Origin of the sequence: Nonomuraea sp. NPDC048882 (assembly GCF_040649755.1) — a bacterium.
Taxonomy (GTDB): domain Bacteria; phylum Actinomycetota; class Actinomycetes; order Streptosporangiales; family Streptosporangiaceae; genus Nonomuraea; species Nonomuraea maheshkhaliensis.
The window spans coordinates 164628-190993 of sequence record NZ_JBEZGB010000017.1; the positions used below are offsets into that span (position 1 = coordinate 164628).

General features: G+C 69.6%; 21 protein-coding genes and 2 pseudogenes. 12 read left to right on the forward strand and 11 right to left on the reverse strand.

Going from position 1 to position 26366, the window contains the following annotated elements; genetic code table 11:
- Positions 1-19 precede the first annotated feature (19 nt).
- Positions 20-1078: a hypothetical protein gene (locus tag AB0C27_RS44255; RefSeq protein ID WP_357858049.1), complete on the forward strand. Its 1059-nt coding sequence runs from the start codon at positions 20-22 to the stop codon at positions 1076-1078.
- Here the strand turns inward: AB0C27_RS44255 and AB0C27_RS44260 are convergent.
- Both AB0C27_RS44260 and leuE read right to left on the reverse strand, forming a co-directional pair.
- Complete coding sequence (locus AB0C27_RS44260) at positions 986-1627, reverse strand: VC0807 family protein (RefSeq protein WP_346115108.1); 642 nt, start codon at positions 1625-1627, stop codon at positions 986-988. The genes AB0C27_RS44255 and AB0C27_RS44260 overlap by 93 nt on opposite strands.
- A 213-nt stretch (positions 1628-1840) precedes the next feature.
- Positions 1841-2575 carry a leucine efflux protein LeuE gene (gene leuE / locus AB0C27_RS44265; protein WP_357858052.1) on the reverse strand — a complete coding sequence of 245 codons (735 nt, stop codon included), beginning with the start codon at positions 2573-2575 and terminating at the stop codon, positions 1841-1843.
- Positions 2576-2684: 109 nt separating this feature from the next.
- Between leuE and AB0C27_RS44270 the strand changes: the two genes are divergently transcribed.
- Positions 2685-3551 (forward strand): TIGR03619 family F420-dependent LLM class oxidoreductase, encoded by an 867-nt coding sequence (locus AB0C27_RS44270; protein WP_357858055.1) that lies wholly within the window; start codon positions 2685-2687, stop codon positions 3549-3551.
- Positions 3552-4010: 459 nt separating this feature from the next.
- Here AB0C27_RS44270 and AB0C27_RS44275 read toward each other — a convergent pair whose 3' ends face one another.
- Positions 4011-4877: a hypothetical protein gene (locus AB0C27_RS44275; protein ID WP_357858058.1), complete on the reverse strand. Its 867-nt coding sequence runs from the start codon at positions 4875-4877 to the stop codon at positions 4011-4013.
- Positions 4878-5027: 150 nt separating this feature from the next.
- On the opposite strand from AB0C27_RS44275, the gene AB0C27_RS44280 reads away from it, so the two are divergent.
- Both AB0C27_RS44280 and AB0C27_RS44285 read left to right on the forward strand, forming a co-directional pair.
- Positions 5028-5945 (forward strand): AfsR/SARP family transcriptional regulator, encoded by a 918-nt coding sequence (locus AB0C27_RS44280; protein ID WP_357858061.1) that lies wholly within the window; start codon positions 5028-5030, stop codon positions 5943-5945.
- A 390-nt stretch (positions 5946-6335) separates the two neighbouring features.
- Entirely contained in the window at positions 6336-6731 is a 396-nt protein-coding gene (locus AB0C27_RS44285) for a hypothetical protein (protein ID WP_357858064.1), read from the forward strand.
- Between the two features lie 85 nt (positions 6732-6816).
- Here AB0C27_RS44285 and AB0C27_RS44290 read toward each other — a convergent pair whose 3' ends face one another.
- The 3 genes from AB0C27_RS44290 to AB0C27_RS44300 form a co-directional block, all read right to left on the reverse strand.
- On the reverse strand, positions 6817-7452 hold the full coding sequence (locus tag AB0C27_RS44290; RefSeq protein ID WP_357858067.1) for a transposase: 636 nt from the start codon (positions 7450-7452) through the stop codon (positions 6817-6819).
- A gap of 240 nt (positions 7453-7692) precedes the next feature.
- Entirely contained in the window at positions 7693-9180 is a 1488-nt protein-coding gene (locus AB0C27_RS44295) for an MFS transporter (protein ID WP_357858070.1), read from the reverse strand.
- Positions 9180-9596, reverse strand: coding sequence for a hypothetical protein (locus AB0C27_RS44300; protein ID WP_357858073.1), 417 nt, complete (start codon positions 9594-9596; stop codon positions 9180-9182). The genes AB0C27_RS44295 and AB0C27_RS44300 overlap by 1 nt, the downstream gene beginning before the upstream one ends.
- Positions 9597-9783: 187 nt before the next feature.
- Between AB0C27_RS44300 and AB0C27_RS44305 the strand changes: the two genes are divergently transcribed.
- Positions 9784-10248 carry a TetR/AcrR family transcriptional regulator gene (locus AB0C27_RS44305; protein WP_357858121.1) on the forward strand — a complete coding sequence of 155 codons (465 nt, stop codon included), beginning with the start codon at positions 9784-9786 and terminating at the stop codon, positions 10246-10248.
- A 53-nt stretch (positions 10249-10301) separates the two neighbouring features.
- Here the strand turns inward: AB0C27_RS44305 and AB0C27_RS44310 are convergent.
- A pseudogene (locus AB0C27_RS44310) lies at positions 10302-11129 on the reverse strand (ATP-binding cassette domain-containing protein); the annotation flags it as partial.
- Between the two features lie 209 nt (positions 11130-11338).
- Between AB0C27_RS44310 and AB0C27_RS44315 the strand changes: the two are divergent.
- From AB0C27_RS44315 to AB0C27_RS44330, 4 genes are all read left to right on the forward strand, one after another.
- Positions 11339-13165 carry a M14 family zinc carboxypeptidase gene (locus AB0C27_RS44315; protein ID WP_357858076.1) on the forward strand — a complete coding sequence of 609 codons (1827 nt, stop codon included), beginning with the start codon at positions 11339-11341 and terminating at the stop codon, positions 13163-13165.
- A gap of 284 nt (positions 13166-13449) precedes the next feature.
- Positions 13450-15021 carry a glycosyl hydrolase family 18 protein gene (locus AB0C27_RS44320; RefSeq protein WP_357858078.1) on the forward strand — a complete coding sequence of 524 codons (1572 nt, stop codon included), beginning with the start codon at positions 13450-13452 and terminating at the stop codon, positions 15019-15021.
- Positions 15018-16472 (forward strand): carbohydrate-binding protein, encoded by a 1455-nt coding sequence (locus AB0C27_RS44325; RefSeq protein WP_357858080.1) that lies wholly within the window; start codon positions 15018-15020, stop codon positions 16470-16472. Before AB0C27_RS44320 ends, AB0C27_RS44325 begins: the two co-directional genes overlap by 4 nt.
- Positions 16473-16531: 59 nt before the next feature.
- The gene (locus AB0C27_RS44330; RefSeq protein WP_357858083.1) at positions 16532-18346 is read left to right on the forward strand and encodes a glycoside hydrolase family 18 protein; all 1815 of its coding nucleotides are present in this window, start codon (positions 16532-16534) and stop codon (positions 18344-18346) included.
- Between the two features lie 3 nt (positions 18347-18349).
- Here AB0C27_RS44330 and AB0C27_RS44335 read toward each other — a convergent pair whose 3' ends face one another.
- Complete coding sequence (locus AB0C27_RS44335) at positions 18350-19927, reverse strand: molybdopterin-dependent oxidoreductase (RefSeq protein ID WP_357858087.1); 1578 nt, start codon at positions 19925-19927, stop codon at positions 18350-18352.
- Between the two features lie 117 nt (positions 19928-20044).
- Between AB0C27_RS44335 and AB0C27_RS44340 the strand changes: the two genes are divergently transcribed.
- Entirely contained in the window at positions 20045-21436 is a 1392-nt protein-coding gene (locus AB0C27_RS44340) for a hypothetical protein (RefSeq protein ID WP_357858090.1), read from the forward strand.
- Here AB0C27_RS44340 and erm read toward each other — a convergent pair.
- On the reverse strand, positions 21425-22246 hold the full coding sequence (gene erm / locus AB0C27_RS44345) for a 23S ribosomal RNA methyltransferase Erm (RefSeq protein ID WP_357858092.1): 822 nt from the start codon (positions 22244-22246) through the stop codon (positions 21425-21427). The two genes, AB0C27_RS44340 and erm, sit on opposite strands and share 12 nt — an antisense overlap.
- 320 nt (positions 22247-22566) lie before the next feature.
- Here erm and AB0C27_RS44350 point away from each other — a divergent pair, with 320 nt between their 5' ends.
- Entirely contained in the window at positions 22567-23421 is an 855-nt protein-coding gene (locus AB0C27_RS44350; RefSeq protein ID WP_357858095.1) for a hypothetical protein, read from the forward strand.
- A gap of 19 nt (positions 23422-23440) precedes the next feature.
- Positions 23441-24283: a DUF6597 domain-containing transcriptional factor gene (locus AB0C27_RS44355; RefSeq protein ID WP_357858098.1), complete on the forward strand. Its 843-nt coding sequence runs from the start codon at positions 23441-23443 to the stop codon at positions 24281-24283.
- Positions 24284-24298: 15 nt separating this feature from the next.
- Here AB0C27_RS44355 and AB0C27_RS44360 read toward each other — a convergent pair.
- Together AB0C27_RS44360 and AB0C27_RS44365 are read right to left on the reverse strand one after the other, a co-directional pair.
- Positions 24299-24955: pseudogene (locus AB0C27_RS44360) on the reverse strand (maleylpyruvate isomerase family mycothiol-dependent enzyme).
- A gap of 86 nt (positions 24956-25041) precedes the next feature.
- Complete coding sequence (locus AB0C27_RS44365) at positions 25042-26094, reverse strand: AI-2E family transporter (protein ID WP_357858101.1); 1053 nt, start codon at positions 26092-26094, stop codon at positions 25042-25044.
- Positions 26095-26366: the final 272 nt, after the last annotated feature.

A 26366-nucleotide genomic window follows, 5' to 3' on the forward strand; every position in this document is an offset into this window, starting at 1 on the left:
CGAACGCGAGGCTCGGACCATGAACAACAGGGCCACGAACAACAGGGCCACGAACAACAGGGCCATGAACAACGGGGTCATGAACAACGGGGCCATGCACAACAGGACGATGAACAACGCCCATGGACCGGGCATCGGCCGCCTCACCGCCGCCGTCGTGGCGGTCGCCGCCATGCTGCCCTACCTCACGCTCAAGATCCTCTGGCTCACCGGCAGCGACCTCGGCCTGAGCGAGCCGGGCCTGATGAACGACCCGGCCATGATCGGGATGAACGCGATGACCTTCGGCATGGACGTCGTGGCCCTGCTGCTGGCGCTGTCGTTCACCATGCGCTGGGGCCTGCGGTTGCCCGCCTGGCTGGTGCTGCTGCCGCTGTGGGTGGGCATCGGCCTGCTGTCGGTGGTGGCCGTGGCCGCGCCCGTCATCGCGGTGATCTCCGGCTCTGAGGTCCTCGGTGACGGGCCCATCACGCCGTGGATCTACCTGATGGTGTACGGCGGGTTCGTGGGTCAGGCCGTCGGCCTCATGATCGCCTTCGTCCTCTACGCGCGCGACCGCTGGCCCGGCGTCTTCACCACTGCCGTGAACCACCCCTTCCCCAGCCCAACCCGGCCGCTGCAGGCGGTCATCGCCTGGGGCGCGCTGCCGGTGGCCGTGGCGATCGGCGGGACGAAGCTCGTGGGGGCGTTCGGCGCGGACGCCGCGGTGCTCGTACAGGAAGGGCTGAAGGGGGTGCTCGCCATCGCCGGAGCCGTCGCGCTCGTGGCGGTCGTACGGCGGCGCGGCGGCGGCCCGTTCTGGCGGCCGCTCGTGCTCGTCTGGCTGGGCTCGGGCACGCTGTTCGGCTGGAGCCTCTATCTGATGATCGTCCGGTCCGTCGGCGGGCCGCTCTCGGCGGGCGGCGCCGGGGGCCTGGTGGACCTGTTCGGCCTGCTGACCGGGCTGATCATGGGGATGTGCGGGGCGTTCCTGCTGGTGGAACGGTCAGGCGTGCGAGACGTGCAGCCGGTGCAGCAGCCGCTTGAAGGCCAGTACGGAGAACGTGATCGCCGCACCGCTGATCACGGCCACCGCTGACGTACGCATGATCATGAAGCCGGCCAGCGAGCCGCCCAGCGACTCGTACACCGCGAGAAAGATGCTCAGCGTCGAGTTCATCAGCAGCACGAACGCCCACAGCAGCGTGATCCGAGCGAAGAACCTGCGCACGCGCTCGTGCTTGAGCACCGCGGACGGCAGATGGATGTAGTCGAGCGTCAGCTTCTGCACCAGCGGCCGGTTCAGCCGCACGGAGGCGAGGAAGGCCATGCTGATGCAGATCGTGCCCATCTCCGGCTGGATGAAGAACCACATCCAGGTGCCGGTCCAGAACGCCACGATCGCCCTGATGGTGATCGCGAACGCGGCCAGGTACATCGTGGCGGGCACCTTGACCCGCCTGACCAGCCGCCAGGCCACTCCGAGGTAGACCCAGGCGACGGTGAGGGCGAGCGCCCACTTGAAGCCGAGGACGACCATGGCGAGGTAGAACACGGCGAGGGGGGCCACCACGCCTTCCAGCAGCCGGGGAGCGGCCTGCCGGGCGAGCGCGGTGAGGCGTGGAAGAGTGACCTGTGGATGGTTCAAGGTTGCTCCGCAGATAGGCCGACGATCGACGTCTACCCGGGCTTCGGGGGACCAGGCTTTCCAGATGGATGGCTGGATGTCACCGAGGCGTCATCGCCGTTGTCCCGGGAAGCACGCCGGTGGCCTACCGTACCCGAGGCAAGAAGGTGGGACTGCCTCTTTTGACTCGTTCCATCTGTATCCACGAGAACAGAGGCGCCTTGAATGCGTCTTTCATCCGAGTGAAGTCGTGGCGAGTTTCGCGCCGAATCCCAGGAAGACGACGCCCACTCCGGACGTGAGGCCGGCGCTGAGCCGGCTGTGGCGGCGGAACTGCCGGGCCAGGTAGGTGCCGCCGAAGATGAGCGCCGTCAGGTAGAGGAAGCTGAAGATCTGGATGACCGCGCCCAGGATGAGGAACGACAGCGCCGGGCTGCTGTAGGCCGGGTCCACGAACTGGACGAAGAACGAGATGAAGAAGAGGATCGCCTTGGGGTTCAGCAGGCTGATCGTCAGCGCCTTACGGAACGGCCGCGCCCTGAGCTCCGCCTCCGTCGCCGCGGCCTGTACCTGATCCGCTGCCGCTGTCGAGGCCTGCACCGGATCCGCACCCGCTGTCGTAGCTTGTGCCTGGTCCTGCGCGGGGTTCGTCGTCGGCCGCTGTGCCCGCCAGGCACTCCAGGCGCCGCGGATCATCTGGAACCCGATCCAGGCCAGGTAGGCGGCGCCCGCGTACTTGACGATCGCGAACAACGGCGGGTTGGTGCGCAGAAGGGACGCGGCCCCCGCAGCGGACAGGACCATCAGCACGGTGTCGCCGACGAAGACGCCCGCCGCGGCCCGGTATCCCTGACGGACCCCGTGCCGGGCGGCCAGGGACAGGACATACAGGGAGTTGGGGCCGGGCAGCAGGATGATCAGGAAAGCGCCGACCACGTAGGTCCAGAAGTCCATGATGCCGAAGAACATGCCGCTTGCTCCAGGAGAAGAACTGGTGACGAATCACGTTAGCGCGTGAGCAGCGATGACTTTTCTGCCGCCCTCCGGTCTACAAGCACACACAGCAAAGGAGCACCCCATGGATCTCGGAATGGGTCTCCCCGTCACCGGGAGAGACGCCGACCCTGAGCACATCGCCCGCGTGGCGCAGACGGCCGAGCAGGCGGGCCTCGGCGCGGTATGGACCTTCGAACGGCTGCTGCGCCCTGCCCAGGCACGGATGATCGGCATGGACCAGCCCGTGCCGCTGCCCGACGCCTACGGCAGCGTCCTCGACCCGCTGGAGACGCTGGCGTACGTGGCGGCCAGGACCAGCACCATCCGCCTCGGCACCAGCGTCGTCGACGCGCTCTTCCACAACCCCGTCGTCCTGGCCAAGCGACTGGCCACCCTCGACCGGCTCAGCGGTGGCCGAGCCATGATCGGGCTGGGGCAGGGCTGGATGGAGCAGGAGTTCGAGGCCGCTGGTGTGCCCGTCAAGCGGCGCGGAGCCGGTTTCGCGGAGCACGTCCAGGCCATGCAGGCGTGCTGGGGGCCCGACCCGGTGAGCTTCTCCGGCCGCTTCTACTCGATCCCGGAGGCGGACATCGGCCCGAAGCCGTCACCGTCCGGCCTCAAGCTGCTGGCCGGCGCCACGACCCCGGCGGCGATCGAACGGGCGGCGGCGCTCGGGATGGGGATCCTGGTGGTGGTGTTCGACTGGGACCAGGCCAGGCAGGCCGTGGAGGCGTACGGCAAGGGCCCCGGCCCGCTGGTCCTCCAGGTGAACGGCCCCGTCACGGCCCGCCCCCTGACCGATCGCATGCCGCTGACCGGCTCACCGGAGCAGGTGGCGGGTGACCTGGCCCGGGCCCAGGAACTGGGCGCCGACCACGTGCTCTGGCAACCAATGGAGACTGGCGCGGACGAACTGGTCGAACGCCTCGCGGAGGTCCTTGCTTCGTGACCTAGGGGGAGGAAATGCCGGCTGGCGCCTCCTCTTCGAAGACCTCTTCGAGGGTGATGGCGTGGACAGTACGCGTGAGCCAAACTTCGAGTAGGGCGAGGTCGGTGGTCCCCATGATCTTGTCGCGGACGGGCTTAGCGGTCGGGATACGCCGCTTCTCAAGAGCTTGCAGCACGAATTCCGCATAACCCGCCGCATAGCCCTCTGCGTAGGCCCTTGCATAGCCCTCCGGAAAAACCTTGTATAGCCCCTCGCATAGCCTCTAGCAGCGGCGCTTGCGAAGACATCGGCGAGGTACACCTGTCCGGACTCAGATCTGAACAGGCGGGCACCTGGGTGCACGACGTTCCTCCAGGTCTGTCTTGTGTGTTGGTGTTTGATGAGGCCTGGATCAATGGGAGGGGCGTGGTGGGGCCCTGGTGGCAGGCGCGGTTGGGGCGTTGATCCAGGCCGGTGGTGCTACTCGAAGATTTCTTCGGCGGTGGTGACGTGGACGGAACGCCTCAGCCAGTGTCTGAGTAGGGCGACGTCAGTGGTTGTCATGACCTTGTTGCGGAAGGCCGGGTCCGTCGGGATGCCCCGTTCGTCGAGGACGTCCAGTATGGAGTTCGCCGCGGTATCGGCTTTGACTTCGGCGATGTACTCTTGTCCGGACTCTGACCTGAATCGGTAGGCGCTTGCTTGCATGAAGGTCCTCCAGATCTGTTTGGCTTTGGTCTCTCCAAGGCCTATTTCTGTCTGTGTGGCGAGCTCTTCGGCTGTCTCCCGGTCGATCTTGTGCAGGGCGTGGTTCAGGGCTTCCAGTATGTCATTCACCTCCGGCGACTCTACGTGGCAGAAGGCGGAGAACATGGTCAGCAGCACATTTTCGGTCGCCTCCTCCGGGTCGGTGATCGCCTTGACGTTGTCGGGGCCGAACACGATCGGACTGACGACCAGGGACGGGTGACCTTTGAGTCCGATGGGGTGTGCCTTACGAGCCCAGGTCGCCGTTTTGGTGTCCGCGCAGGTCACCATGAGTGTCACCGGACACCCGTACTTGCTGTGCGCGTAGCTGATGTAGTGGGCCCAGGAGGATACCTTTTTCTCGCTTTCGCGTAGTTGTGCCTCGGTGATGATGATGTGTTTCTTCTCCTGTTTGAGCAGGAACATCACCACCGTGTCGGCTTTCCGCTCGATGGGGAGAATTTCCGTCATGTCCGTATCTATGACGGCAATCTCCTGCGGAACAGGCAGTTTGATATCGATCATCTCGAAGGCACGGGTGTATAGCTCCGGATTGTCGCGGAATATGCGATGGAGCCCTTCGTGCTGTGCTGTGGGCATGCGGGGACGTTATCGCGATTCGGCGCGGGCGTTTGACGAATTCTTGTCGTTCTCATTTTCGCCAGCAGGGTTAAGTAGAAGGATTTTTCAACCGAGTGTAAGAAAAGGTTGCGTGCCAGGTGGTGTGAATCGCACGGCAGAATGTGACATGTGCGGATATCCATCTTGGGCCCGCTGGAGGTCGAAGGCGACGAGGGGCCGATCGCCGTCAAAGGCTTGCGGTTGCGGGCGGCGTTGCGGCCGTACGACGTGGTGGAGAGCAGGCCGGGCGGATACGCGCTGAGCGTGCGGGCCGAGGACGTGGACGCGCTGCTGTTCCGGCGTACGGCCGGGACCGGGGAGGGGCTGGAGCTGTGGCGGGGGCCCGCGCTGGCCGATCTGCTCGCGGTGCCCCGGCTGGCGAACGCGGCCGCCCGGCTGGAGGAGGAGCGGCTGGCCGCCGTCGAGACGCGGGCCGTGGCGCGGCTGGCCGCCGGGCTGCCAGTCGATCTGCCGGTCGATCCGCCGCTCGATCTGAGCGTGGAGGTGGCGGCTCATCCGCTGCGTGAGCGGCTGTGCGCGCTGGCCATGCGGGCGCTAGCCGCGTCCGGACGGCAGGCCGAAGCGCTGGAGCTGTTCGAGCGGGCCCGGCGGAGGTTGGCCGATGAGCTCGGGGTCGATCCGGGTGATGAGTTGCGTGCCGCTCATCTCGCCGCCGTGTCCGGAGCTGTTGTCGGGTCGTTCGGCGTTAGCGGGTTGAGGGCCGTTCCGGCAAGGGCCGGCTGGGCGCGCTGGCGGACAAGTCGCTGGTCCAGGTCTCGCCCGAGGGCCGCTACGCGATGCTGGAGACGATCAGGGCGTACGCCGTCGAACGGCTGGAGGAGTCGGACGAGGCGGGCGCCTACCGGCGGCGGCACGCCGCGTACCTCCGTGATCTGGTCGAGCGCGCCACCCCTGAGCTGCAGACATCCGCGCAGATCGGCTGGATCGAGCGGCTGGCCGCCGAGCGCGACGACTTCGCCGCGGCGCTGCGCTGGGTGCTCGACGAGCGGGACGCCGAGCTGGCGCTGCGGCTGTGCACGAAGCTGAACTGGTACTGGTGGATGCGCGGCTATCGCAGGGAGAGCGCGTCGTGGGCCGCCCAGGTGCTGGAGCTGGCGGGTGACCTGCCGCCGCCCGGTCTGGCCGGCGCGTACGCGGCCGGCGACGATCTCTGGCTGGCCAGCTCCGCGCTCATGATCGGCGGCCCGGGCCGTTCGGAGGAGAAGCTGGAGCGGGCGGTGGCCGGGTTCAGGAAGCTCGGCGACCGGTGGGGCCTGAACGAGGCGCTGCTGAACCTGGCCTCGCTGCGGGCGGCCCGGGGCGCTCCGACCGACGACCTGATCGCCGGTACGTGGTCGCTGACCGGCGCGTGCCCTGCACGCCTGCCGCCGCGGCGATCTGGACCAGGCGCTCGAACGCTACCGGAGCCTGTTCGCGGTGCTGCCCGAGGTGGTGCCGGTCGTGCCGTTCACCGTCATGCTGCACACCTCGTACGGCCGGGCGCTGGCGCTGAGCGGCGACGTGGACGCGGCCATGGAGCAGCACCGCGTCGCCCTGGACGGGCTCGGCCGGCGGAACCAGGACCGGCCGCTGCTGTCGATGGTGCTGGCGGGGTTCGGGCTGGCCGAGCAGGCACGGGGCGACCAGGAGCGGGCGGCGGTGCTGTTCGGAGCCTCGGCGGCGGTCGAGCCGCCCGACGACCTGCCCGAGACCGTGGAGGTGCGGGGTTCCGGTTCGGCGGCCGGGGCCTGGGGTTTTGCGGTCGGGATGCGGGGTTTTCCGGTCAGGACGGGGGATCTCCGGTCGAGGTTCGGGACTCTCCGGTCAGGGTGAGGAAGACGTCGTCCAGGGACGGCAGGCGCAGGGCGTGCTCGGCGAGCACCACCCCCGCGTCGTCTAGATGATTGCTTCCAAGAGTTCAGTGGTCATAGGCGGTCAGGGCACGCTTGACGGGCTGGGCGGTGTGATCGTTGTGCCAGATTGCGGCGGTCAGTGCCAGGACGCGCTGTAGGACGCGGGCAATCACGCCGCTGGGCGTGCGCCCGCGGTGGCGTTCCAGGTCGAGCTGGCCCTTGAAGGTCTCGTTGATCGATTCGACGACCTGCCGCAGTGGCTTGAACAGCTGGGTGCCCGGCCGTTCGTTCTCGCCCTTGCGGGCCGGTCGCAGCAGGCGCAGACCCAGCTCATCCAGGTGCCGCTCGAAGTCGCGGCCGGAGTAGTTCTTGTCGCAGATCAGCGTCTGCCCCGCCCGTCCGGAGAGCAAGCCGGGTTCGACCTCGAACATCGCCAGGGTCTCGCGCTCGTCGGCCTTGGCGCCGGTCAGCGCGAAGGCGACCGGCGGCCCGTGCAGGGTACAGACCAAGTGCAGCCGCAGCCCCCAGAAGAATCGGGAGTGGCTAGCGCAGTAGCCGTACTCGGCCCATGCCGCAGGTGGGTGCTGGCGTGGCGGATGAACCGCCGCTCGGAGGTGAACCCGAGCAGGGCCTGTATCACCGCCAGCGTGATCAGTTCCGCGTCCGTCAGTTTCGGCGCGATGCCCACCGCCGGACGCCACGGCGCCAGCTCTGCCGATTCCAGCAGCAGATCGTCGGATCTCACGTACAGTGCGGTGGCCAAGCAGTCGAGATCAGGCTGCACCAGTGCTTCCGCCTCCAATGAACAACCCCCGAATACTCTGGCGGAATCGGATACATCTGGCGCGAAGCGGTGCACTGCGCCGCCAGGTTGTGCGCAGGGCGGCGCAGGGGCAAATGTCAAGAGTTGCGGATGAGCTGAGGCTGTTCCTGCCGTTCAGTCAACGGCTGTCGCGGAGCTCCACGTTGACTGGGCGCCCAGGCTGCGGGTTGACAGCGCCACGGGTGGCGGTCACGGCAGCTGCGCAGAGTGCGATCGCGCTGGCGACGACGAACGCGGTGGTGTATCCCGATTCCGCCGGCGGTTGTCCCGGGCCGGTCGCCGCTGACACGATGACGGCGGCGAGCACAGAGCCGACAGCGCCGCCGATGGTGCGCAGGATGGTGTTGATCCCCGTGGCCGCGCCGGTCGCCGCCTGGCCGATGGCCCCGACGACCAGGCCGCCGAGCGAGGCGAAGGCAAGGCCGTAGGCCAGCCCCAGAAGAGCGCACCAGACGAGCAGCTCCGCGATGTGCTCGTGCAACAGGGCGAGGCCCCCCAGCGCGATGGCCGCGAGGACCGCGCCCGCCTGGAAAGCGGCCTTCGCGCCCAGGGAGCGGGTGATCCGCGCTGCCAGCGGCGCTGCGACGAGCATGCAGACGGCCATCGGGACCATCAGGAGCCCGGTCCGGGCCGGGGAGTAGCCGAAGCCGTACCCGAGGGCGGTGGGCGTCTGGACGAACAGCGGAAGGAGAGTGACCGCTGCGAACATCCCCACGGCCACGACCAGGGTGGCGATGTTCGTGGTGAGCAGCCGCGGCCCGATCAGGAGCCGCAGGTCGACCAGCGGTGCCGCAACGCGCCGCTCGACGAGCCCGAATGCGGCGGCGAGCGCGATCGCGGCGACGAACAGCATGACGATGCCCGGCGATGACCAACCCCATGCGCGGCCCTGGCTGATGGCGAGCAGGAGGGCGACCAGCGTGCCCGCGAGCAGGGCTGCTCCCGTCAGGTCGACCTGGCCGGCGGGAGAAGCGGACGTGGACGGTGAGGGCACGCGGACCATCCCGGCCAGGGCAAGCAGGGCCAGCACGGCAACGAACCAGAAGAGCACCGCGGGACCGGCGACATCGACGAGCGGACCGGCGGCGACCATGCCGAGCGCCCCACCGAAGCCGAACATCGCGCTGAGCGCCGCGACGACGCCTCCCAGCCGCTCGGCGGGAACCGTCTGGCGGGCCAGCCCGAAGGCGCAGGGGAAGACACCGCCGGAGAGCCCCTGCAGCACCCGGCCTGTCACGACTCCGGGGTACGAGCCGAGCGGGGTGCTCACCGCGGCCACCACCGAGCCGGCCAGCAGCAGTGCGAGACCGGTGACGAGGAGACGACGATGGCCGAACTGGTCACCGAGCCGCCCCGCCACCGGCGTCGCCACCGCGGAGGCGAGCATGAAGGCGGTCAAAAGCCAGGTAGCACCCGTCGCGGAGACGTCGAGTTCGCGGGCGAACACCGTCAGCGCGGCGAGCACGATCGTCTGCGCGATCGCCACGCCGCAAGCCGCGAGCAGCAACACCGGCGTCCCGCCTCCGGCGGGCCGACGCGCGCCGCCTCGCCGGAGCTTGCGTACGACGAACACGACCGCGGCGGTCAAGCCGGCCACCACCCACATCAGCGTTCCTCCTCGGTACGAGGCGCCGGCGCGGCCAGCTGCTGACGGGCCCACGCGAGCGCGGCGGCCGGGTCGTGTGTGGCGGTCGTCGGGCAACCCCACAGCTTCGCACCGGCTCTGATCACCTTGGCGTGGGCCTGTTGTGCCTCGGCCGAGACGACGAAGGCGAGACCGGCGCACCGGTCGCGCAGGCCCGGCCGCAGGGTCCTGATCAGCCGCACCCGCTCGCCAGCGCCAGCGAGCTTGCGCGGCCTGCCCTCGGGCATCGTGAGCACGGCCGCGAAGGGTTCGCGACGCTCCAGGGCGGCCGTCAGGACGTCGCCTATGCGGCGGGCGCCGACTGCGGGATCGAGGGCTGATACCTCAACGACTACCAACGGCCATTGTGTGAGCGCGGTGTCGGTGGTTCGACTCACTTCTACTCCCTCGAAGATAGATAAGGGCAGCCTAACTTATTTATGACCATTGGTCACTAAGTTGGCCCGGGCGGATTCGTAGACTGGGTTCGTGAAGGCGAAGACACCCAGGCTCGGCCGCCCCGCGCGACTGAGCCGTGAGCAGATCGTGGAGGCCGCGCTCGGCTGCGACCTGCGGACCGTGACCATGCGCGACATCGCAGAGCGACTCGGCGTCTCCCACTCGGCCCTTTACCGCTGGGTGGGCAATCGTGACGAGCTCCTCGACCTCGTCAGCGAGGTCGTCGTCGAACGCATCCTCCCGACGGCCGAGCCCACCGCCGACACCTGGCGGGAGTGGCTGTCTGACCTCGCCTGGAGGATGCACGATCAGTTCCTCGCCGTACCCGGCTACGCAGCCCACGTGGCGATGCCGCATCGCCACAACCCGCACGCCTTCGGCCGACTCCGCGACCGCGTCGTCTCGGCGTTCAAACTCGCCGGCGTCTCCGACGACATGGCCAAGCAGAGTTGGCACATCTTCGGGTTGGGCGTCGTGCAGTGGCTCGGAGCCCAGCAGATAGGGCACGACATCGGCCCGGACGCACCCCGCTTCGACCTCTTCCTTGACGTACTGCTGCGCGGGCTGCCGGCACAGGAGCCCAGTTCGTAGCCGTCCGACCAAGACCACGCACGTCCTGCCCCATAGCTAATCCCTTGGAAGCAATCATCTAGCCGCCGCAGCAAGGCGGGCGGTGCGGCCAGGTCGTGCACGGGGACGCTCAACAGGCCCCCGGCGGCCCGCACGCCGAGGATCCGCTCAGCTTTCTCCAGGTCGGCGGCGCGCAACGGCCTGACGTCCAGCCGGTGCCCGCCCGCCAGCGCCTTGAGCTCGGCGGGAGTCCCCGACGCGGCCACCCGGCCCCGGTCGATGACGAGCAGGTCGTCGGCGAGCTGGTCGGCCTCCGCCAGGTACTGGGTGGTCAGCAGCACCGTCACCCCGTCCGCGGTCAGCTCCTTGACCACGTCCCACAGCTCGCCGCGGGCGTGCGGGTCCAGGCCGGTGGTGGGTTCGTCGAGGAACAGCACGCGCGGGTCGCCGATGAGGCTCGCGGCCAGGGCGACGCGGCGGCGCATGCCGCCCGAGTAGCCGCCGACCGGCCGGCCGGCGGCCTCCTCCAGGCTGAAGCGGGCCAGCAGTTCGGCGGTCCTGGTCCTGGCCGCCGTTCTGGACAGGCCGAGCAGGCGGCCGATGAGCAGCAGGTTCTGGGTGCCGGTGAGCTGCTCGTCCACGGAGGCGTACTGGCCGGTCAGCCCGATCAGCTCGCGCACCCTGGCCGGGCGGCGGACGACGTCGTGGCCGCCGACCACCGCCCGGCCCGCGTCGGGGGTGACGAGGGTGGCCAGGACGCGTACGGCGGTGGTCTTGCCCGCGCCGTTGGGCCCGAGGACGCCGAGCACCGTGCCGGTCCTGACCGCCAGGTCGATGCCGTCCAGGGCGGCTTTGTCGCCGTACCTCTTGACCAAGCTTTCGGCTTCGATCGCGTACTTCATGCCGTTCACCGTGCCGGGCCGCCCTGGCATCCGCCTGTTACGCACCTGTCAGCCGCTGTCGGGCCGTCACTGTCACGCCGCCCGGAAACCCCCCGCCCCGCAGATCAACACATGTCCGCAAATTTGGGCCTTTCCTACGGCAACCAACGTCATCACTCTTCGTTCAGGCGCCGGTTGACACCCGAGCCCGAGCGCCTGGGGAGGACGAGGTGAAACGCCGTTTAGTCATCCTGTTGGCAGCCCTCAGCCTGGTCGGCCTGACCGGCATGACAGGTGCGGGCGCCTCAGCCGAGCCGCCGCCCAACAAGCAGTACCGGGTGGCGGGCCCGGCGAACGCGCAGCAGCGCAGCTCCGTGGCGGCGACCGGTGCCGCCATCGAAGAGGTGACCAAGGACTCGGTCCTGGTCACGGCCACGGAAGCCGAGGTCTCCGCGATCAGGCGGCTGGGCTACCGGGTGTCGGAGGAGCCGCGCCCGACCCCCCCGTCCGTCGACGGGTTTGACTTCCCGCCGTCGGACTCCGGCTATCACAACTACGCCGAGATGAACGCGGAGATCAACGCCATCGTCGCGGCCCATCCGAGCATCGTCAGCCAGAGCAACTACGGCACCTCGTACGAGGGCAGGCAGTTGCGCCTGGTGAAGATCAGCGACAACGTGGGCACCGACGAGAACGAGCCCGAGGTGCTGTTCACCGCGCACCAGCACGCCCGCGAGCACCTCACGGTCGAGATGGCGCTCTACATCATGCGCCTGCTGTCCGACGGCTACGGCACCGACGCGCGGATCACCGACCTGGTGAACACCAGGGAGATCTGGATCATGCCGGACCTCAACCCGGACGGCGGCGAGTACGACATCGCGAGCGGCAGCTACCGCTCCTGGCGCAAGAACCGCCAGCCCAACCCCGGCTCCTCGGCGGTCGGCACCGACATGAACCGCAACTGGGCCTACAACTGGGGCTGCTGCGGCGGTTCGTCCGGCTCGACCTCCAGCGAGACCTACCGCGGCGCGAACGCCGAGTCGACGCCGGAGGTCAAGGCGGCGGCCGACTGGGTGCGCAGCCGGGTGATCGGCGGTGTCCAGCAGATCAAGTCGCACATCGACTGGCACACCTACAGCGAACTCGTCCTGTGGCCCTACGGTTACACCTTCAACGACACCGCGCCCGGCCTGACCGCGGACGACCGCAACGCGCACGCCACCCTGGGCCAGAACATGGCCTCGACCAACAACTACACACCCCAGCAGGCCAGCGACCTCTACATCACCGACGGCACCATCGACGACTGGCTGTGGGGCGTCTACAAGATCTTCAGCTTCACCTTCGAGATGTACCCGACCGGCTCCAGCCCCGGCTTCTACCCGCCGGACGAGCAGATCGTCCCCCAGACGACCCGTAACAGGGAGGCGGTCCTGCGCTTCCTCGAATACTCGGACTGCGTCTACCGCATCATCGGCAAGGAGGCCCAGTACTGCGGCACCGGCACCCCGCCGGTGACCGTCTACTCCGACACGTTCGAGACGGCGACGGGCTGGACGGTGAACCCGACCGGCACCGACACGGCGACCACGGGCGTGTGGGAGCGCGGCGATCCGGCGGCGACCACCTCCAGCGGCGCCAAGCAGCTCGGCACCACGGTCAGCGGCACGAACGACCTGGTCACCGGCAGCCTGGCGGGCTCGTCGGCGGGCGACTTCGACATCGACGGCGGCGTCACCTCGATCCAGTCACCGCCGATCACGCTCCCCTCGACGGGCGCGCTGAACCTGTCGTTGTCGTGGTATCTGGCGCACGGCTCCAACTCCGCCAGCGCCGACTACTTCCGGGTCCGCGTCGTGGGCAGCACCACGGCCACCGTGCTCAACCAAGCCGGCGCGGCCTCCAACCGCAACGGCGCCTGGACCACCGCCACGGCGAGCCTGAACGCGTTCGCCGGCCAGACGGTCCGCATCGTCATCGACGCGGCCGACGCCTCGGGAGCCTCCCTGGTGGAAGCCGGCGTCGACGACGTCAGGATCACCCAGCAACCGTAGGGAACAACCCACCACCACTCCGCCGCACGGGATTTCGGTCCCGTGCGGCGGAGTCGTGTTTGGGTCTTGTAAGGACGGACTGTCAAAGCTACGATCACGACAACTCTTAGGAAACTTTCCTAAAAGTAATCTTCAACCGGACAAAACCTGACATCCGCAGCAAGGTTACTCGCGCAGACACCCCCCAAAGGCCCGTGTTCACCTCCACGGGCCGTGCCGTACGGCTTGCGCTCTCACCCCCCGGTGCAAGCCGTACGGCACGCATACCCCGAAGGAAGAACCCCGTGAGATTACGCGCGATTCTCCTGTCGATCGCCACCGCCGCACTCTGTCTCCAAGCACTCCCGGCCCAGGCCGCCTCCGCCACGGCCACCTTCACCAAGGTCTCCGACTGGGGCTCGGGCTTCGAGGGCAGAATCACCGTCACCAACGGCACCACCACCTCCATGAGCGGCTGGAACGTCCAGTTCGACGTCCCCCAGGGCTACTCGATCCCCTCCGCCTGGGACGCCGTCATGACCCGGAGCGGACAGCACTACACCTTCACCAACCCGAGCTGGGCCTCCCCGCTGGCGCCCGGCGCCAGCGTGAGCTTCGGCTTCAACGGCGCCCCCGGCAACTTCCCTGGCATCACCGGCTGCACGCTCAACGGCGCCGCCTGCGGGGGCGGCGGCTCCACACCGGGCGCACCCGGCGCGCCGGGCACCCCGTCGGCCACCGCGACGGCCGGCTCGATCGCGCTCAGCTGGGGCGCCGCCAGCGGCACGGTGACCGGCTACCGCGTCTACGAGGGCGCCACAGTCAAGGCCACAGTCACGGGCACCAGCGCCACGATCGGCGGCCTCGGCACCTGTGAGACCCACACCTACACGGTCAAGGCGTACAACGCCCAGGGCGAGTCGCCGGGACGGGACGTCACCGCCACCACCACCGGCTGCCCCCCAGGCGGCGGCGGGAGCCTGCCCAAGCACTTCCTCACCGGCTACTGGCACAACTTCGTCAACCCGGCCGTCGAGCTGAAGCTCTCGGCCGTGCCCGCCGAGTACGACCTCATCGCGGTCGCGTTCGGCGAGGCCACCGCGACGGCGGGAGAGGTCGTCTTCTCCGTCGACCCGGGCCTCGCCTCGGCGGTCGGCGGCTACACCGACGCCCAGTTCAAGGCCGACGTGCAGGCCCTGCACCAGCGCGGCAAGAAGGTCATCCTCTCGGTCGGCGGCGAGGCCGGGCGCGTGCAGGTGGCCGACGCGGCGGCGGCGACCAGGTTCGCCGACTCCGTGTACGCGATCATGCGCTCGTACGGCTTCGACGGCGTGGACATCGACCTGGAGAACGGCCTCAACGCCACCTACATGGCCCAGGCCCTGCGGTCGCTGCGCGCCAAGGCCGGCGCCGAGCTGATCATCACGATGGCGCCCCAGACCATCGACATGCAGACGACCGGGATGGAGTACTTCAAGCTCGCCCTGTCCATCAAGGACATCCTCACGGTCGTCCACACGCAGTTCTACAACTCCGGCTCCATGCTCGGCTGCGACCAGGCCCAGGCGTACGGGCAGGGCTCGGTCAACTTCATGACCGCGCTGGCCTGCATCCAGCTGGAGAACGGCCTGCGCCCCGACCAGGTCGCGCTCGGCCTGCCCGCCGGGCCTGGAGCCGCGGGCGGCGGGATCGTCTCTCCCTCGCTCGTCAACCAGGCCCTCGACTGCCTGGCCAAGCGCACCAACTGCGGGACCTTCGTGCCACCGCGCGCCTACCCCGACATCAGGGGTGCGATGACCTGGTCCATCAACTGGGACGCCAGCAACAACTGGAACTTCTCCCGAACCGTCAAGCCCCACCTCCAGGGAATGCCATGAGACTTCGCAGCAGACTGACCGCCCTGGCGACCGGCCTGGCCCTCGCGCTGACCGGCGCCGGGCTCGCCTCCGGCGCTCCCGCGGCGTACGGCGAGAGCGCGCAGGTCCAGCAGCTGGCCGCCGCCTGGGCCCCGTGGACCTCCTACGCCGTCGGCGCGGTCGTCACCCACAACGGCGTCGACTACGTGTGCCTCCAGGCGCACACCTCCCAGCCCGGCTGGGAGCCGCCGAACGTGCCCGCCCTGTGGAAGCAGGGCTCGGGCGGCGGTGGCGGCGGTGACACCTCGGCGCCGTCCGTGCCCGGCAACCTGCGCTCGACCGGCGTCACCTCCAGCAGCGTCTCGCTGGCCTGGAACGCCTCCAGCGACAACGTCGGCGTCACCGGCTACAACGTCTACCGCGGCGGCACCCTGGTCACGACCGTGACCGGCACGTCGTACACCGACATCGGCCGGGCCGCGAGCACCAGCTACACCTACACGGTCCGCGCCCGCGACGCGGCGGGCAACCTGTCCGGCAACAGCAACTCCGTCACCGCGACCACTTCGGCGGGCGGCGGTGGCGGGGGCGACAATCCCACCAAGATGGCCGGGGCTCCCTACCTCTACATGGGCTGGGGCAACCCGCCCAACCCGGGCACGGTCATGGACGCGACCGGCGTGAAGTCGTTCACGATGGCGTTCATCCTGTCGAGCGGCGGCTGCAACCCGGCCTGGGACGGCAACCGCCCGCTGACCGGCGGCGCCGACCAGCAGGCGATCAACACGATCAAGTCGAAGGGCGGCAACGTCCAGATCTCCTTCGGCGGCTGGCAGGGCAACAAGCTCGGCCCCAACTGCTCCACCCCGCAGGCGTTCGCGGGCGCGGTGCAGCAGGTCATCAACGCCGTCGGCCCCGCCGTCGTGGACTTCGACATCGAGAACACCGACGAGTTCGAGAACTACACCGTCCAGGACCGCATCCTGAACGGGCTCAAGATCGTCAAGCAGAACAACCCGAACGTCAAGATCGTCGTCACCTTCGGCACCTCCACGACGGGCCCCAACAGCCACGGCATCCGGCTGATCAATCAGTCGCGGGCGCTCGGCGTGCCGATCGACAACTACACGATCATGCCGTTCGACTTCGGCGGCTCGAACATCTACCAGGACACCGTCAACGCCTCCGAGGGCCTGAAGAACGCGCTGAAGAACGCGTTCGGCTGGAACGACGCGCAGGCGTACGCGCACATGGGCATCTCCGGCATGAACGGCCTGTCCGACCAGCAGGAGCTGACCACGCCCGGCACCTGGACCCAGATCCGCGACTGGGCCAAGGCGAGGGGCCTCACCAGGCTCGCGTACTGGGCCGTCAACCGCGACCGGCCCTGCCCCGGCGGCGGAGTCGTCTCCAACTGCAGCGGCGTCGCCCAGTCCGACTGGGAGTTCACCCGCATCACCGCCGGTTTCTGACCCGCTGAGCGGCCCGTCCTCCACGTGGGGGCGGGCCGCAGTGAGGAACAACACGCCCCATGAAATTCCGAGCGGTCCTGCTCGCCACTGCTCTGACCGTTTTGCCGGCCACAGTCCTGACCGTCCTGCCCGCTGCCCCGGCCGCGGCCGCGAACATCCTGGCCAACCCCGGCTTCGAGTCCGGGCTGAGCGGCTGGAGCTGCCCGTCGGACGCGCAGGCCGTGTCCTCGCCCGTGCACGGCGGCACGCGGGCGCTCCGCGCGACCCCGCAGGGCAGCGACTTCGCCCGATGCCAGCAGGTCGTCACGGTCAAACCGGGTACGACGTACGAGCTGTCCGCGTGGGTCCAGGGCGACTACGTCTTCCTCGGCGCCACAGGAACGGGCGTCAGCGCCAGCACGTGGGGCGCGCCCGGCGGCCAGTGGGGCCAGCTCAGAACCTCCTTCACCACCGGGGCCGGCACCACGTCGGTCACGATCCACGTCAACGGCTGGTACGGCCAGGGCGCCTACGTGGCCGACGACGTGGTGCTCGACGGCCCCGGCGGCACCCCCGACACGCAGGCGCCGACGACGCCGGGCAACCTGACGGTCGGCGGCGCCACCTCCTCCTCACTCTCCCTGTCCTGGAACGCCTCGACCGACGACGTCGGCGTGGCCCGCTACGAGGTCTCCCGCGACAACGCCGCCCCCGTGGCCGTCACGGGCACCTCTTACCAGGCGACCGGCCTGGCCGCCTCCACCACGTACCGCTTCAAGGTCCGCGCCTGCGACGCCGCGGGCAACTGCTCGCCGTACGGCTCCGAGGCGAGCGGCACCACGATCGCCGGGGGCGGCGGCGGGGGAGGCGGGCTGCCGAAGCGGGTGCTCGTGGGCTACCTGCACGCGTCGTTCGCCAACGGCTCCGGCTACGTACGGATGAGTGACGTACCCGACGAATGGGACGTCATCAACCTCGCCTTCGGCGAACCCACCTCCGTCACCTCGGGCGACATCAGGTTCCGCCAGTGCCCGGCCGCCGAGTGCCCGAACGTCGAGTCCGAGGCCGACTTCATCGCCGCCATCAGGGCCAAGCAGGCCAGGGGCAAGAAGGTGCTGATCTCGATCGGCGGCCAGAACGGCCAGGTCCAGCTCACGACCGCGGCCGCGCGCGACAAGTTCGTCGAGTCCGTCGGCGCGATCATCGACAGGTACGGCCTCGACGGCCTCGACATCGACTTCGAGGGCCACTCCCTCTATCTCAACCCCGGCGACACCAACCTCGCCAATCCCACCACGCCGGTCGTCGTCAACCTGATCTCCGCGCTCAAGTCGCTCAAGAGCCGCTACGGCGCCAGGTTCACGCTGACCATGGCCCCCGAGACGTTCTTCGTCCAGCTCGGCTACCAGTTCTACGGCCCCGGCCCGAACGGTGCGGCCGACAACCGCTCCGCCTCCTACCTGCCCGTCATCCACGCCATGCGCGACGACCTGACCCTGCTCCACGTGCAGGACTACAACTCGGGACCGATCAAGGGCCTCGACGACCAGTACCACACGATGGGCGGGCACGACTTCCACGTGGCGATGACGGACATGCTGCTGGCCGGCTTCCCGATCATGGGCAACGCGGCCAACAGGTTCCCGCCGCTGCGCCAGGACCAGGTCGCCATCGGCCTGCCCGCCTCGGTGAACGCGGGCAACGGGTTCACCGCCGTCGCGGAGGTGCACAAGGCACTCGACTGCCTGACCAAGGGGAGCAACTGCGGCACGTACCGGCCGCGCGGCCTCTACCCGGACCTGCGCGGCCTGATGGCCTGGTCGATCAACTGGGACAGGTTCAACGGCAACGAGTTCTCCCGCAGCCACCGCGCCTACCTGAACGCTCTTGGTTGACGCTTACCGGAACCGGACCAGCTGGGTCGGCTTGAGCGGCAGGCCCAGCCCCGGCGGCCGGTAGGTGGGCAGCGCCTCGCCGTACTCGTGCATCCAGGCGTGGTCCACCAGCAGCCGCATCCGCCGCTCCTCCCGCGCCCCGCCCGCCTCGGCCGGGGCACGGGACCCGGCCAGCCGGGCCACCGCCTCGGCCAGCAGGCCCGGCTCGGGCGGCGACAGGTCGCAGTGCTCGTCCGGACCGATGAGCAGGTCCACCTCCGGCGGCAGCGGATAGATCGGCCGCGGCAACGCCAGCACGCGCGGCGGCGGCGCCATCGGCCAGCCGTCCGCCACGGCCTCAAGCAGCACCGAGCGCGCCGTCCTGCGCGCGAACAGCCCCTCCGCCAGCGCCCAGCTCAGCGCCCCCACGTCGGAACGGTCCTCGCCGCAGGCGTGCAGGCACAGGTACGGCACCAGCGGGATCCCCGCCCCGCCCGCCTGCGCCCACCCGCCGCCGCACCCGGTGAGCACCAGCAGGGCCAGCATCGCCCGGTACGCGGTGTCGGCGTGCGGCGTCTCCAGCCGCCCCGGCACGATCACGCACCGCCCGCCGGTCTTCTCCGCCGTCACCCCCAGCTCCCGCGCCGTCTTCAGCGCCCGCGACGCGGCCACCCCCGTGTACGCCTCCTGCCAGGCCGGCGTGTACGGCTCCGCCCGGTCCTCGTACCCGGAAGGCCACACCCCGGGCAACCCGGGACGAGCCACCCCGTAGACCGCGAGCAGCAGGTCGAACACCGTCGTCACCAGGTCGTCCCCGTCACGCAGCACCGGCACGCCACGCCGCAGCACCCCGGGCCCGTCGTCGAAGCGCGGCAGCAGCACCTCCGCCGCCTCGCCGCCGTACACGCTGAGCCGCCCGCACGCCCCGCCCGTCAGCTCGCCCGGCACGTACGCGTCCTCGCGCCCGCGCAGTCGCACCAGGCACGGCAGGTCAGTGCGCTCCATGGCGTGCCCGTCGAACGGCGTGCGGTCCAGGAAGAACTCCTTGAGCAGCACGTGCCCCATCGCCATGGCCAGCGCCCCGTCCGTGCCCGGCCGGACCACCAGCGTCTCGTCCGACAGCCGCGTCGGATGCGTGCCGATCGCGACCACCTTCTGCCCCTTGTACCGCCCGGCGATCACCCACGGCGTCCCCGGCGTGCGGACGAGCCGGTTGTTCTCCCCCCAGAGCAGCACGTACGCCGCCCGCGCCCAGTCGTCGGCCCCCGGCCCCGTGAAGGACGGCCCCAGCACCTGCTCGGGCGCGCACGGATGCTCGGTCAGCACCGCGCCGCCGAGCCCGCTCACCACCTCCGCCAGCGGCGACGTCGCCAGCGCCGCCACCCGCTCGGGGCCGTGCCGCGTGGCGGTGCAGACGATCGCCGCCGCCGCGAGCTCGGCCGCCGTGCCGTCGTCCAGCGGCACCCGTCTCTCGCCCCGGGCACGCCGGTATTGCTGTGAGTTGCCTGTGAGTTTCGCCCAGGCCGCGACCGGGTCGCGCAGCCCATCTCTCACCTCGAAGTAGAGCCTGACCAGTGCCTGGTTGACCTGCGATCCCCCCATGGAAAAAGTTCAACACAGACGGTGATCTCGTATCGGGATACGTGTCGGCATGTCGGGGATAAGAATTGGAAGCCCTGGTGGCGGCAGTGTCCGGGGTACGGCAGGCTAGATGCCGCCATGGATTACGCAGCTCTCACGGGGATCGTCCTCGTAGCCGGTGTCGTGCTCGCCCTCGTCGCCCAACGGCGCGACTGGCGGCCTCCTCTGATCGTCGCCATCCTCGTGGGCGTCGCCGTACGCGTGCTCATCATGTACACCTCGGCGATCGACTCCTGGCAGCCCGTCGACTTCATGGAGAGCTTCAAGCCCGCCGGCGAGGCAGTGCTGCGCGGTGAGGACCCCGTGCTGGCCAGCGAGGGCGGCTGGCACTTCCTGCCGACCATCCCCTACGTCTACGGCATCCTGCTGTGGCTGGGCATCCCGTGGGAATACGCCGGGCGCCTGGTCACCGTGGTCGCCGACATCGTGCTCATCCCGCTGGTCGCCAAGCTCGCCGGCGGCCCCAAGGCGTCGCTGCGCGCCCTGCAGTACGCGCTCAACCCGCTCGCCGTGCTCATCGCCTCCGTCCACGGCCAGGTGGAGCCCGTGGCGCTCGTGTTCGGCGTGGCCGCGTTCGTCGTCGCCCGCGGCCCCGGCGACCCCGACCGGCCCGGCATGGTCACCGACGTGGTGGCCAAGGTCCGCGCCGGCGTGGCCGCGTACGGCATCAAGCGCTCCGTCCCGCGCGTGATCGGCCGCCGCGGCATGCTGCACCGCGCCCTGCTGCCCGGCGACGACGACCGCGCCCACCTGCGGCGCGGCGCGCTGGCCGGCGTGCTGATGGGCCTGGCGCTGTGCGCCAAGAGCTGGCCGATCTGGCTGATCCCCGGCATGCTGCTGCTCCTGCCCAACCTGCGCGCCCGCGTGGCCGCCCTGTTCACCACCGGCCTGCTGCCGATCTTCTTCCTGGTGACGCTGCCGGTCTTCGCCGGCACCTCGCTCAACCAGATCCCCCAGGTCATCGACACCATCCGCGACATCCGGCCCATCGTCGGCGAATGGGGCTGGACCCCGTGGTTCACCGGCGGCAGCTGGGACCTGCGGCCCGAGCTGGCCTCGTTCGGCACCAACCTCATCTACGCCGCCGTCGTCCTCGTCATCGTCTACTGGCGGCGGGCCGACCCGATCGACATGACCACGGCCATCCTGCTGGTCTTCATGGTCCTGACGCCCCGGCTGGGCGCCCAATACCTGCTGTGGTTCATGCCGTTCCTGGTCGCCAGGCCCGCCAAGTGGGCCTGGGCGGCCATTCTGGGCAGCTCGATCTGGGCCGGTTACGGCTATCTCGTCATGACGCAGTTCGACACCAACGGCTGGTGGTTGCAGCACACGTACTGGTCGCGGGCCTCCATCGTGCTGCTGCCGGTGCTCGCGCTGGCCATGCCCTGGGGCCGCCGCGTCGCGACGGTCCCAGGACTGACCGGCGCCTTGAAGCGGCCGGCCACGGCCAAGATCAGCTCACCGGCATAGGCGCCCCCACAGCGTGACCCACTGGTCGGGGTGGACGTGGCCCACTACGGCGTCGCGGGCCACCCCGGCCGCCTCCAGTGCGGCGTCCACGCCGTCGTACCGGAGCTGCAGCGAGGCCCGCACCGAGCCGCCCAGCCCGCCGAAGCCCAGCTCGACCAGCTCCCGGTAGGAGCGGCCGCCGGACACCAGCGGCTGCGGCCTGCGCTCCACGCGCAGGATCGCCGAGTCCACCGACGGCACCGGCCGGAAGCTCTCCCTGCCGACCGTGTCGCCGAGCCGCCAGGAGAACCACGGCCACGACTCCACCGTGACCAGGCTCCACCGGCCGTAGTCGCCGGAGCGCTTGCGGGCGTACTCCCGCTGCGTGAGCAGCGTCGCCGAGGTCAGGGCCGGCGCCCGCAGGCACCAGTCCACGATCCGCGACGTGATCGCGTAGGGGATGTTCCCCACCACCGCGAACGGCTCACGCGGCGCCCGCGCGGCGGTGAAGTCGCCCCGTACCACGTCGATCCGGGAATCGCCGCGAGTGCGGGACGCCAGCCGGCCGGCCAGCCGCGGATCGATCTCGTAGCCGATCACCCGCGCGCCCGCCTCGGCCAGCGCCAGGGTGAGCACGCCAGGGCCAGAACCGGGCTCCAGCACCAGCCCCCTGGGCGCGGCGGCCTTGATCATCAGCTCGACGGCATGTCCGTCGGTCAGGAAGTTCTGCGACAGCGTGCGCCGCGCCCGATCCACGGGCGAACGGCCGCTGCTCCTGGCCTGTTTCTTCTGGGTGTGTGAATAGTTTCCGTGCGCGAAGTTCTGCGCCACAGCACTGCCCTTCCGGGTCCTCGAGATTCATCGGGTCTCGAAGGGCCCTGGGCGCGCCTGCGGACGCTCCGTTCAGGTCGTGGCGTCCGCTAGCGGGCCAGAGCCCGGCTGTGGCGGATGCGCGTGAAGACCTGGCAGCAGTACATGCATGACATGCCGGTCACTGTAGGCAGGGGCTTTCCCGGCGGGCAACGCAATAAAAGCGCGTCCGGTTTCTACAATCGCCCGCCGCGACCCCTCGGATAGCTTCGCGACATACCCACCTCGAAGGACTCCTCAGAGGATTCCTCAGAAGGACTCCTCAGAAGGGCGATGCCGACATGGACGTACTCGATCGCGCCGAGCAGTACCTGCTCAGGCACGGAAGACTCATCGACCGGCTGCGCTTCGCGGCGATGTTCCGGGGCGGGCCGCGCGAACGCGTGCTCGACGCGCTGCGCGGCTACCAGAACCCCGACGGCGGCTTCGGCAACGCGCTGGAGCCCGACCTGCGCGGCGCGGGCAGCCAGCCGGAACCCGTCGAGGTGGCGTTCTGGATCCTGGACGAGATCGACGCGTTCGACTCGCCCATGGTGACCGCCGCCTGCGACTACCTCGCCTCCATCACCACCCCGGACGGCGGCGTGCCGTGGGTGCTCCCGTCCGTCATGGACACGCCCCGCGCCCCCTGGTGGCAGACGGACGACGACCCGCCGGGCGACCTCGTCCCCACCGCCGCCATCGCCGCGCTCCTGCACGAGCACGGGGTCGACCATCCCTGGCTGGGCCCCGCCACCGAGTTCTGCTGGTCGCGGATCGCCGAGCTCAAGGAGCCCGGCGCCTACCAGGCCCAAGCCGTGGTGACGTTCCTCGACCGGGTTCCCGACCGGGAGCGGGCCGCCGCCGAGCTCGCGCGGGTGCGCGACGTGCTCCTCTCCATGGTCTCCTTCGACCTGGCCGCGTCCGGGCACGTGCACTTCCCGCTGGACTTCGCGCCCGCGCCGCTGCGGCTGCCGCTGTTCGCGCAGGACGTCCTCGACACCCACCTCGACGCGCTCGCCGCCGCCCAGACCGAGGAAGGGGGCTGGACGGCGAACTGGGCGATGTGGACACCCCTGCTGGAGCACGAATGGGGCGGACACATCACGATGGAGCGGCTCAAGACGCTGCGCGCGTACGGGAGACTCCCCGGCTGACCCGGTTCCTGTCGGAGGCGTGACGTACGTTGGTGGCATGTACGCCGAACGGCACCCCGGCCCCGGCCTGGCCGACCGCATCGCCTGCGGCTGGCACCGGATCAGCGAGGCATCGTTCACCCAGCTCGTGGTCCCCGACGCCTGCGTTGACCTCATCTGGGGCGCGTCCGGCCTCTTCGTGGCCGGCCCCGACACCGGCCCCATGCCCGCGTCCGTCGCGTCCGGCGAGACCATGGTCGGCATCCGCTTCCGGCCCGGCGCGGTCGGCGACTTCTTCGGCGTCCCCCTCCACGAGCTGCGCGACCGGCGTGTCCCGCTCACCGACCTGCCCGGTCACGAGTCCCTCCTCGCCGACCTGCTCGACCCGCCGCCCGCGCCGCTGCCGCAGTGGCGCCCGCAGAGCCCCGGCTTCGGCCTCCCCGACCGCGCCGACGAGACCCTTCGGCGCCCGCCCCCTGTCACCGGCCCCCCGCAGAGGGGCGTCGCTCCGTCGACGCGCGTCGCGGAGGCGGAGGCGCGGCTCGGGGTCATGCGGGCGGCGGTCGGCAGACGTCTGGCGTCGGCTCCCGCCGACCCAGCCGCGCGCGCCATGGCCACTGCCCTGGGCAGCGGGCGCTCGGTGGCCCAGGTGGCCTGGGACCTCGGCTACAGCGAACGCCAGCTGCAACGCCGCAGTGTGACCTCGTTCGGCTACGCGCCCAAGACCCTCCAGCGCGTCGTCCGCTTCCAGCGCGCGCTGAGACTGGCCCGGGAAGGCGTCCCGCCGGCGGAGGTGGCGGTCAGAGCCGGCTTCACCGACCAGGCCCACCTCGCCAACGACGTCAAGCGCCTGAGCGGCGTACAGCTGAGCCGCCTCATCTGACAGGCGGCCCTGAGCTCACCTCATGTCGCGCCGGCCCCGCAGAATCTCGACCCCGTCACCGTCCAGTTCGTCGCAGTACCCCGAACGCCCGGTCGTGGCCATCACCAGCGCCAGGGTCCCGCCGGAGACGAGCGGCCCTGAGCCGGTGGCGAACGGGCCGTCGTCGGCGACGAGCCGCAGCCCCGCGATCCGCCGCTTGGCCGCGACGACCAGATCGGATCTTCGGTAATACTCGGCCACCCGGGTGAGGGTGCCGATCGGGTAGGCATGGCGCAGGCCCAGCGGCCGCCGGATGTCCTCGGCGTGCACGATCGTCTCGCCCAGCAGCGCCAAGACCGGAAGCGGCGGCTTGGTCGTGCTCGTGACGACGCGGCGGAACCTCTCGTGCGTCTCGGCCCCGGTCGCGCCCAGTTGCTCGGCCAGCCGTACGGCGACGTGCTTGTCGAAGTCGAACCGGCAGCGGATCACACCCGTCAGCCAGCGCACGCCGTTCAGGCTCGCCGACGAGGTGAGATGCGCCAGCACCTCACGCACGCTCAACCCCGCGCACAGCGACGGCGTCGCCTACGCCGCATCGGTCAGCTCTGCCAGATCGGCCGCCAGGGCCGCCCGCTCGGCATGCACCAGCGGCCAGATGTCTCCAGGGCCGGACGGCTTCTCGTTGTGGGTCACAGGGCTCCTCGGGCGGGCTCGGGGGAACGGTCGATGGTACGGACCTCGGCCACGGCACGAAATCATCGCTCATCGGCGAAGCCGCCTCAGCGGCCCGTCCCCGCGGTGGGGAGTTTGCCCGACACCAGACCCTGCACCCATTTCGCGTTCGGATCGCTGTCGATCAGCAGGGCGCGCGTCAGCAGACTCAGCGGAATGGCGAGAATCGCGCCGAGTGGTCCCAGGGCGAAAGTCCAGACGATCAGCGAGATGAACGTCATCGTCGTCGACAGCCCCACGGCGTCCCCCAGGAATTTCGGCAGAATGAACGACTGCGTGACGACGTTGATGACGGTGTAGGCCACGATGACGAGCACCATCGTCCGCGCACCGCCGTCCAGCAGGGCGAGCATCGTCGGCGGCAGCAGCGCGATGACGAACCCGATGTTGGGGATGTAATTGGCGATGAGCGCCAGCACACCCCACAACAACGGCAGCGGCACGTCCAGCAGGGAAAGCGCGACCATGTCGAGAATCGCATTGATCAGCCCGAAAACCGTGGAGACGATCAGATAACGCCGTGTCTTGTGGGCGAACGTGGCCAATGCCGTCACCAACTGCGGCCGGTTTCCTTCTCCTGTCGCGAGAATTCTCGCGGTCATCGGCGCGTCGAGCGACATCGCCAGCAACAGCACCACGATGAGAAAGAGCGCGGACAACACCCCGATCAGGCTGCCGAGCAGACTCTGCGCCAGCCCCAGGACCCGCCCCGGATCGAATACCTCCAGCCCCTTGGCGAGCATCTCGTTGCTGAGCCCGTGGGTGACGGCCCAGTGCTGGGCGTCGGCGAGGAGGCGTTCGAACTGGTGGGTGTAGGACGGCAGCAGCGAGACGAGCTCGGTGGCCGAGATGGTGAGGATTCCGACCATGGCCAGCAGCACGAGCACCACGATGAGGAACGGCACCGCGACCTGCACCCAGGTGGGGGCGTTCCAGGCGCTGAGCCGGGCCCGTACCGGGGAGACCGCGATGACCAGCACGAGAGCCAGCACGACGGGGCCGGCGATGGAGGCCACCTCACGGACCCCGAAGAGCACGACCACCGCGGCGGCGGCCCCCACGAGGATGGTGAGCGCCCGGGGCACGGATCGATCTGGCACGCCCCGTTCCTACCCCTGGCGTGTGGGCGAACCATCGATTTGACGGTTCCCGGAGGCGTACATAGAGTTCACCAGTCCCACGAGGACGGCGTGATCGCCGGACTCACTCGGGGGCCACCTCCAGACTCCACCTCGACGGTGCGGCGTGCGCGTCCACTCGAAACGGCTGGTAAGTTTGAGGGGTTGTCTCCGAAAGGGGCGGCGCTTAATTCCCGCAGGTCGAGCGAGTCCGGTCAATTTGACAGGGACTTGAACGGCTGAAAGAATTAAGA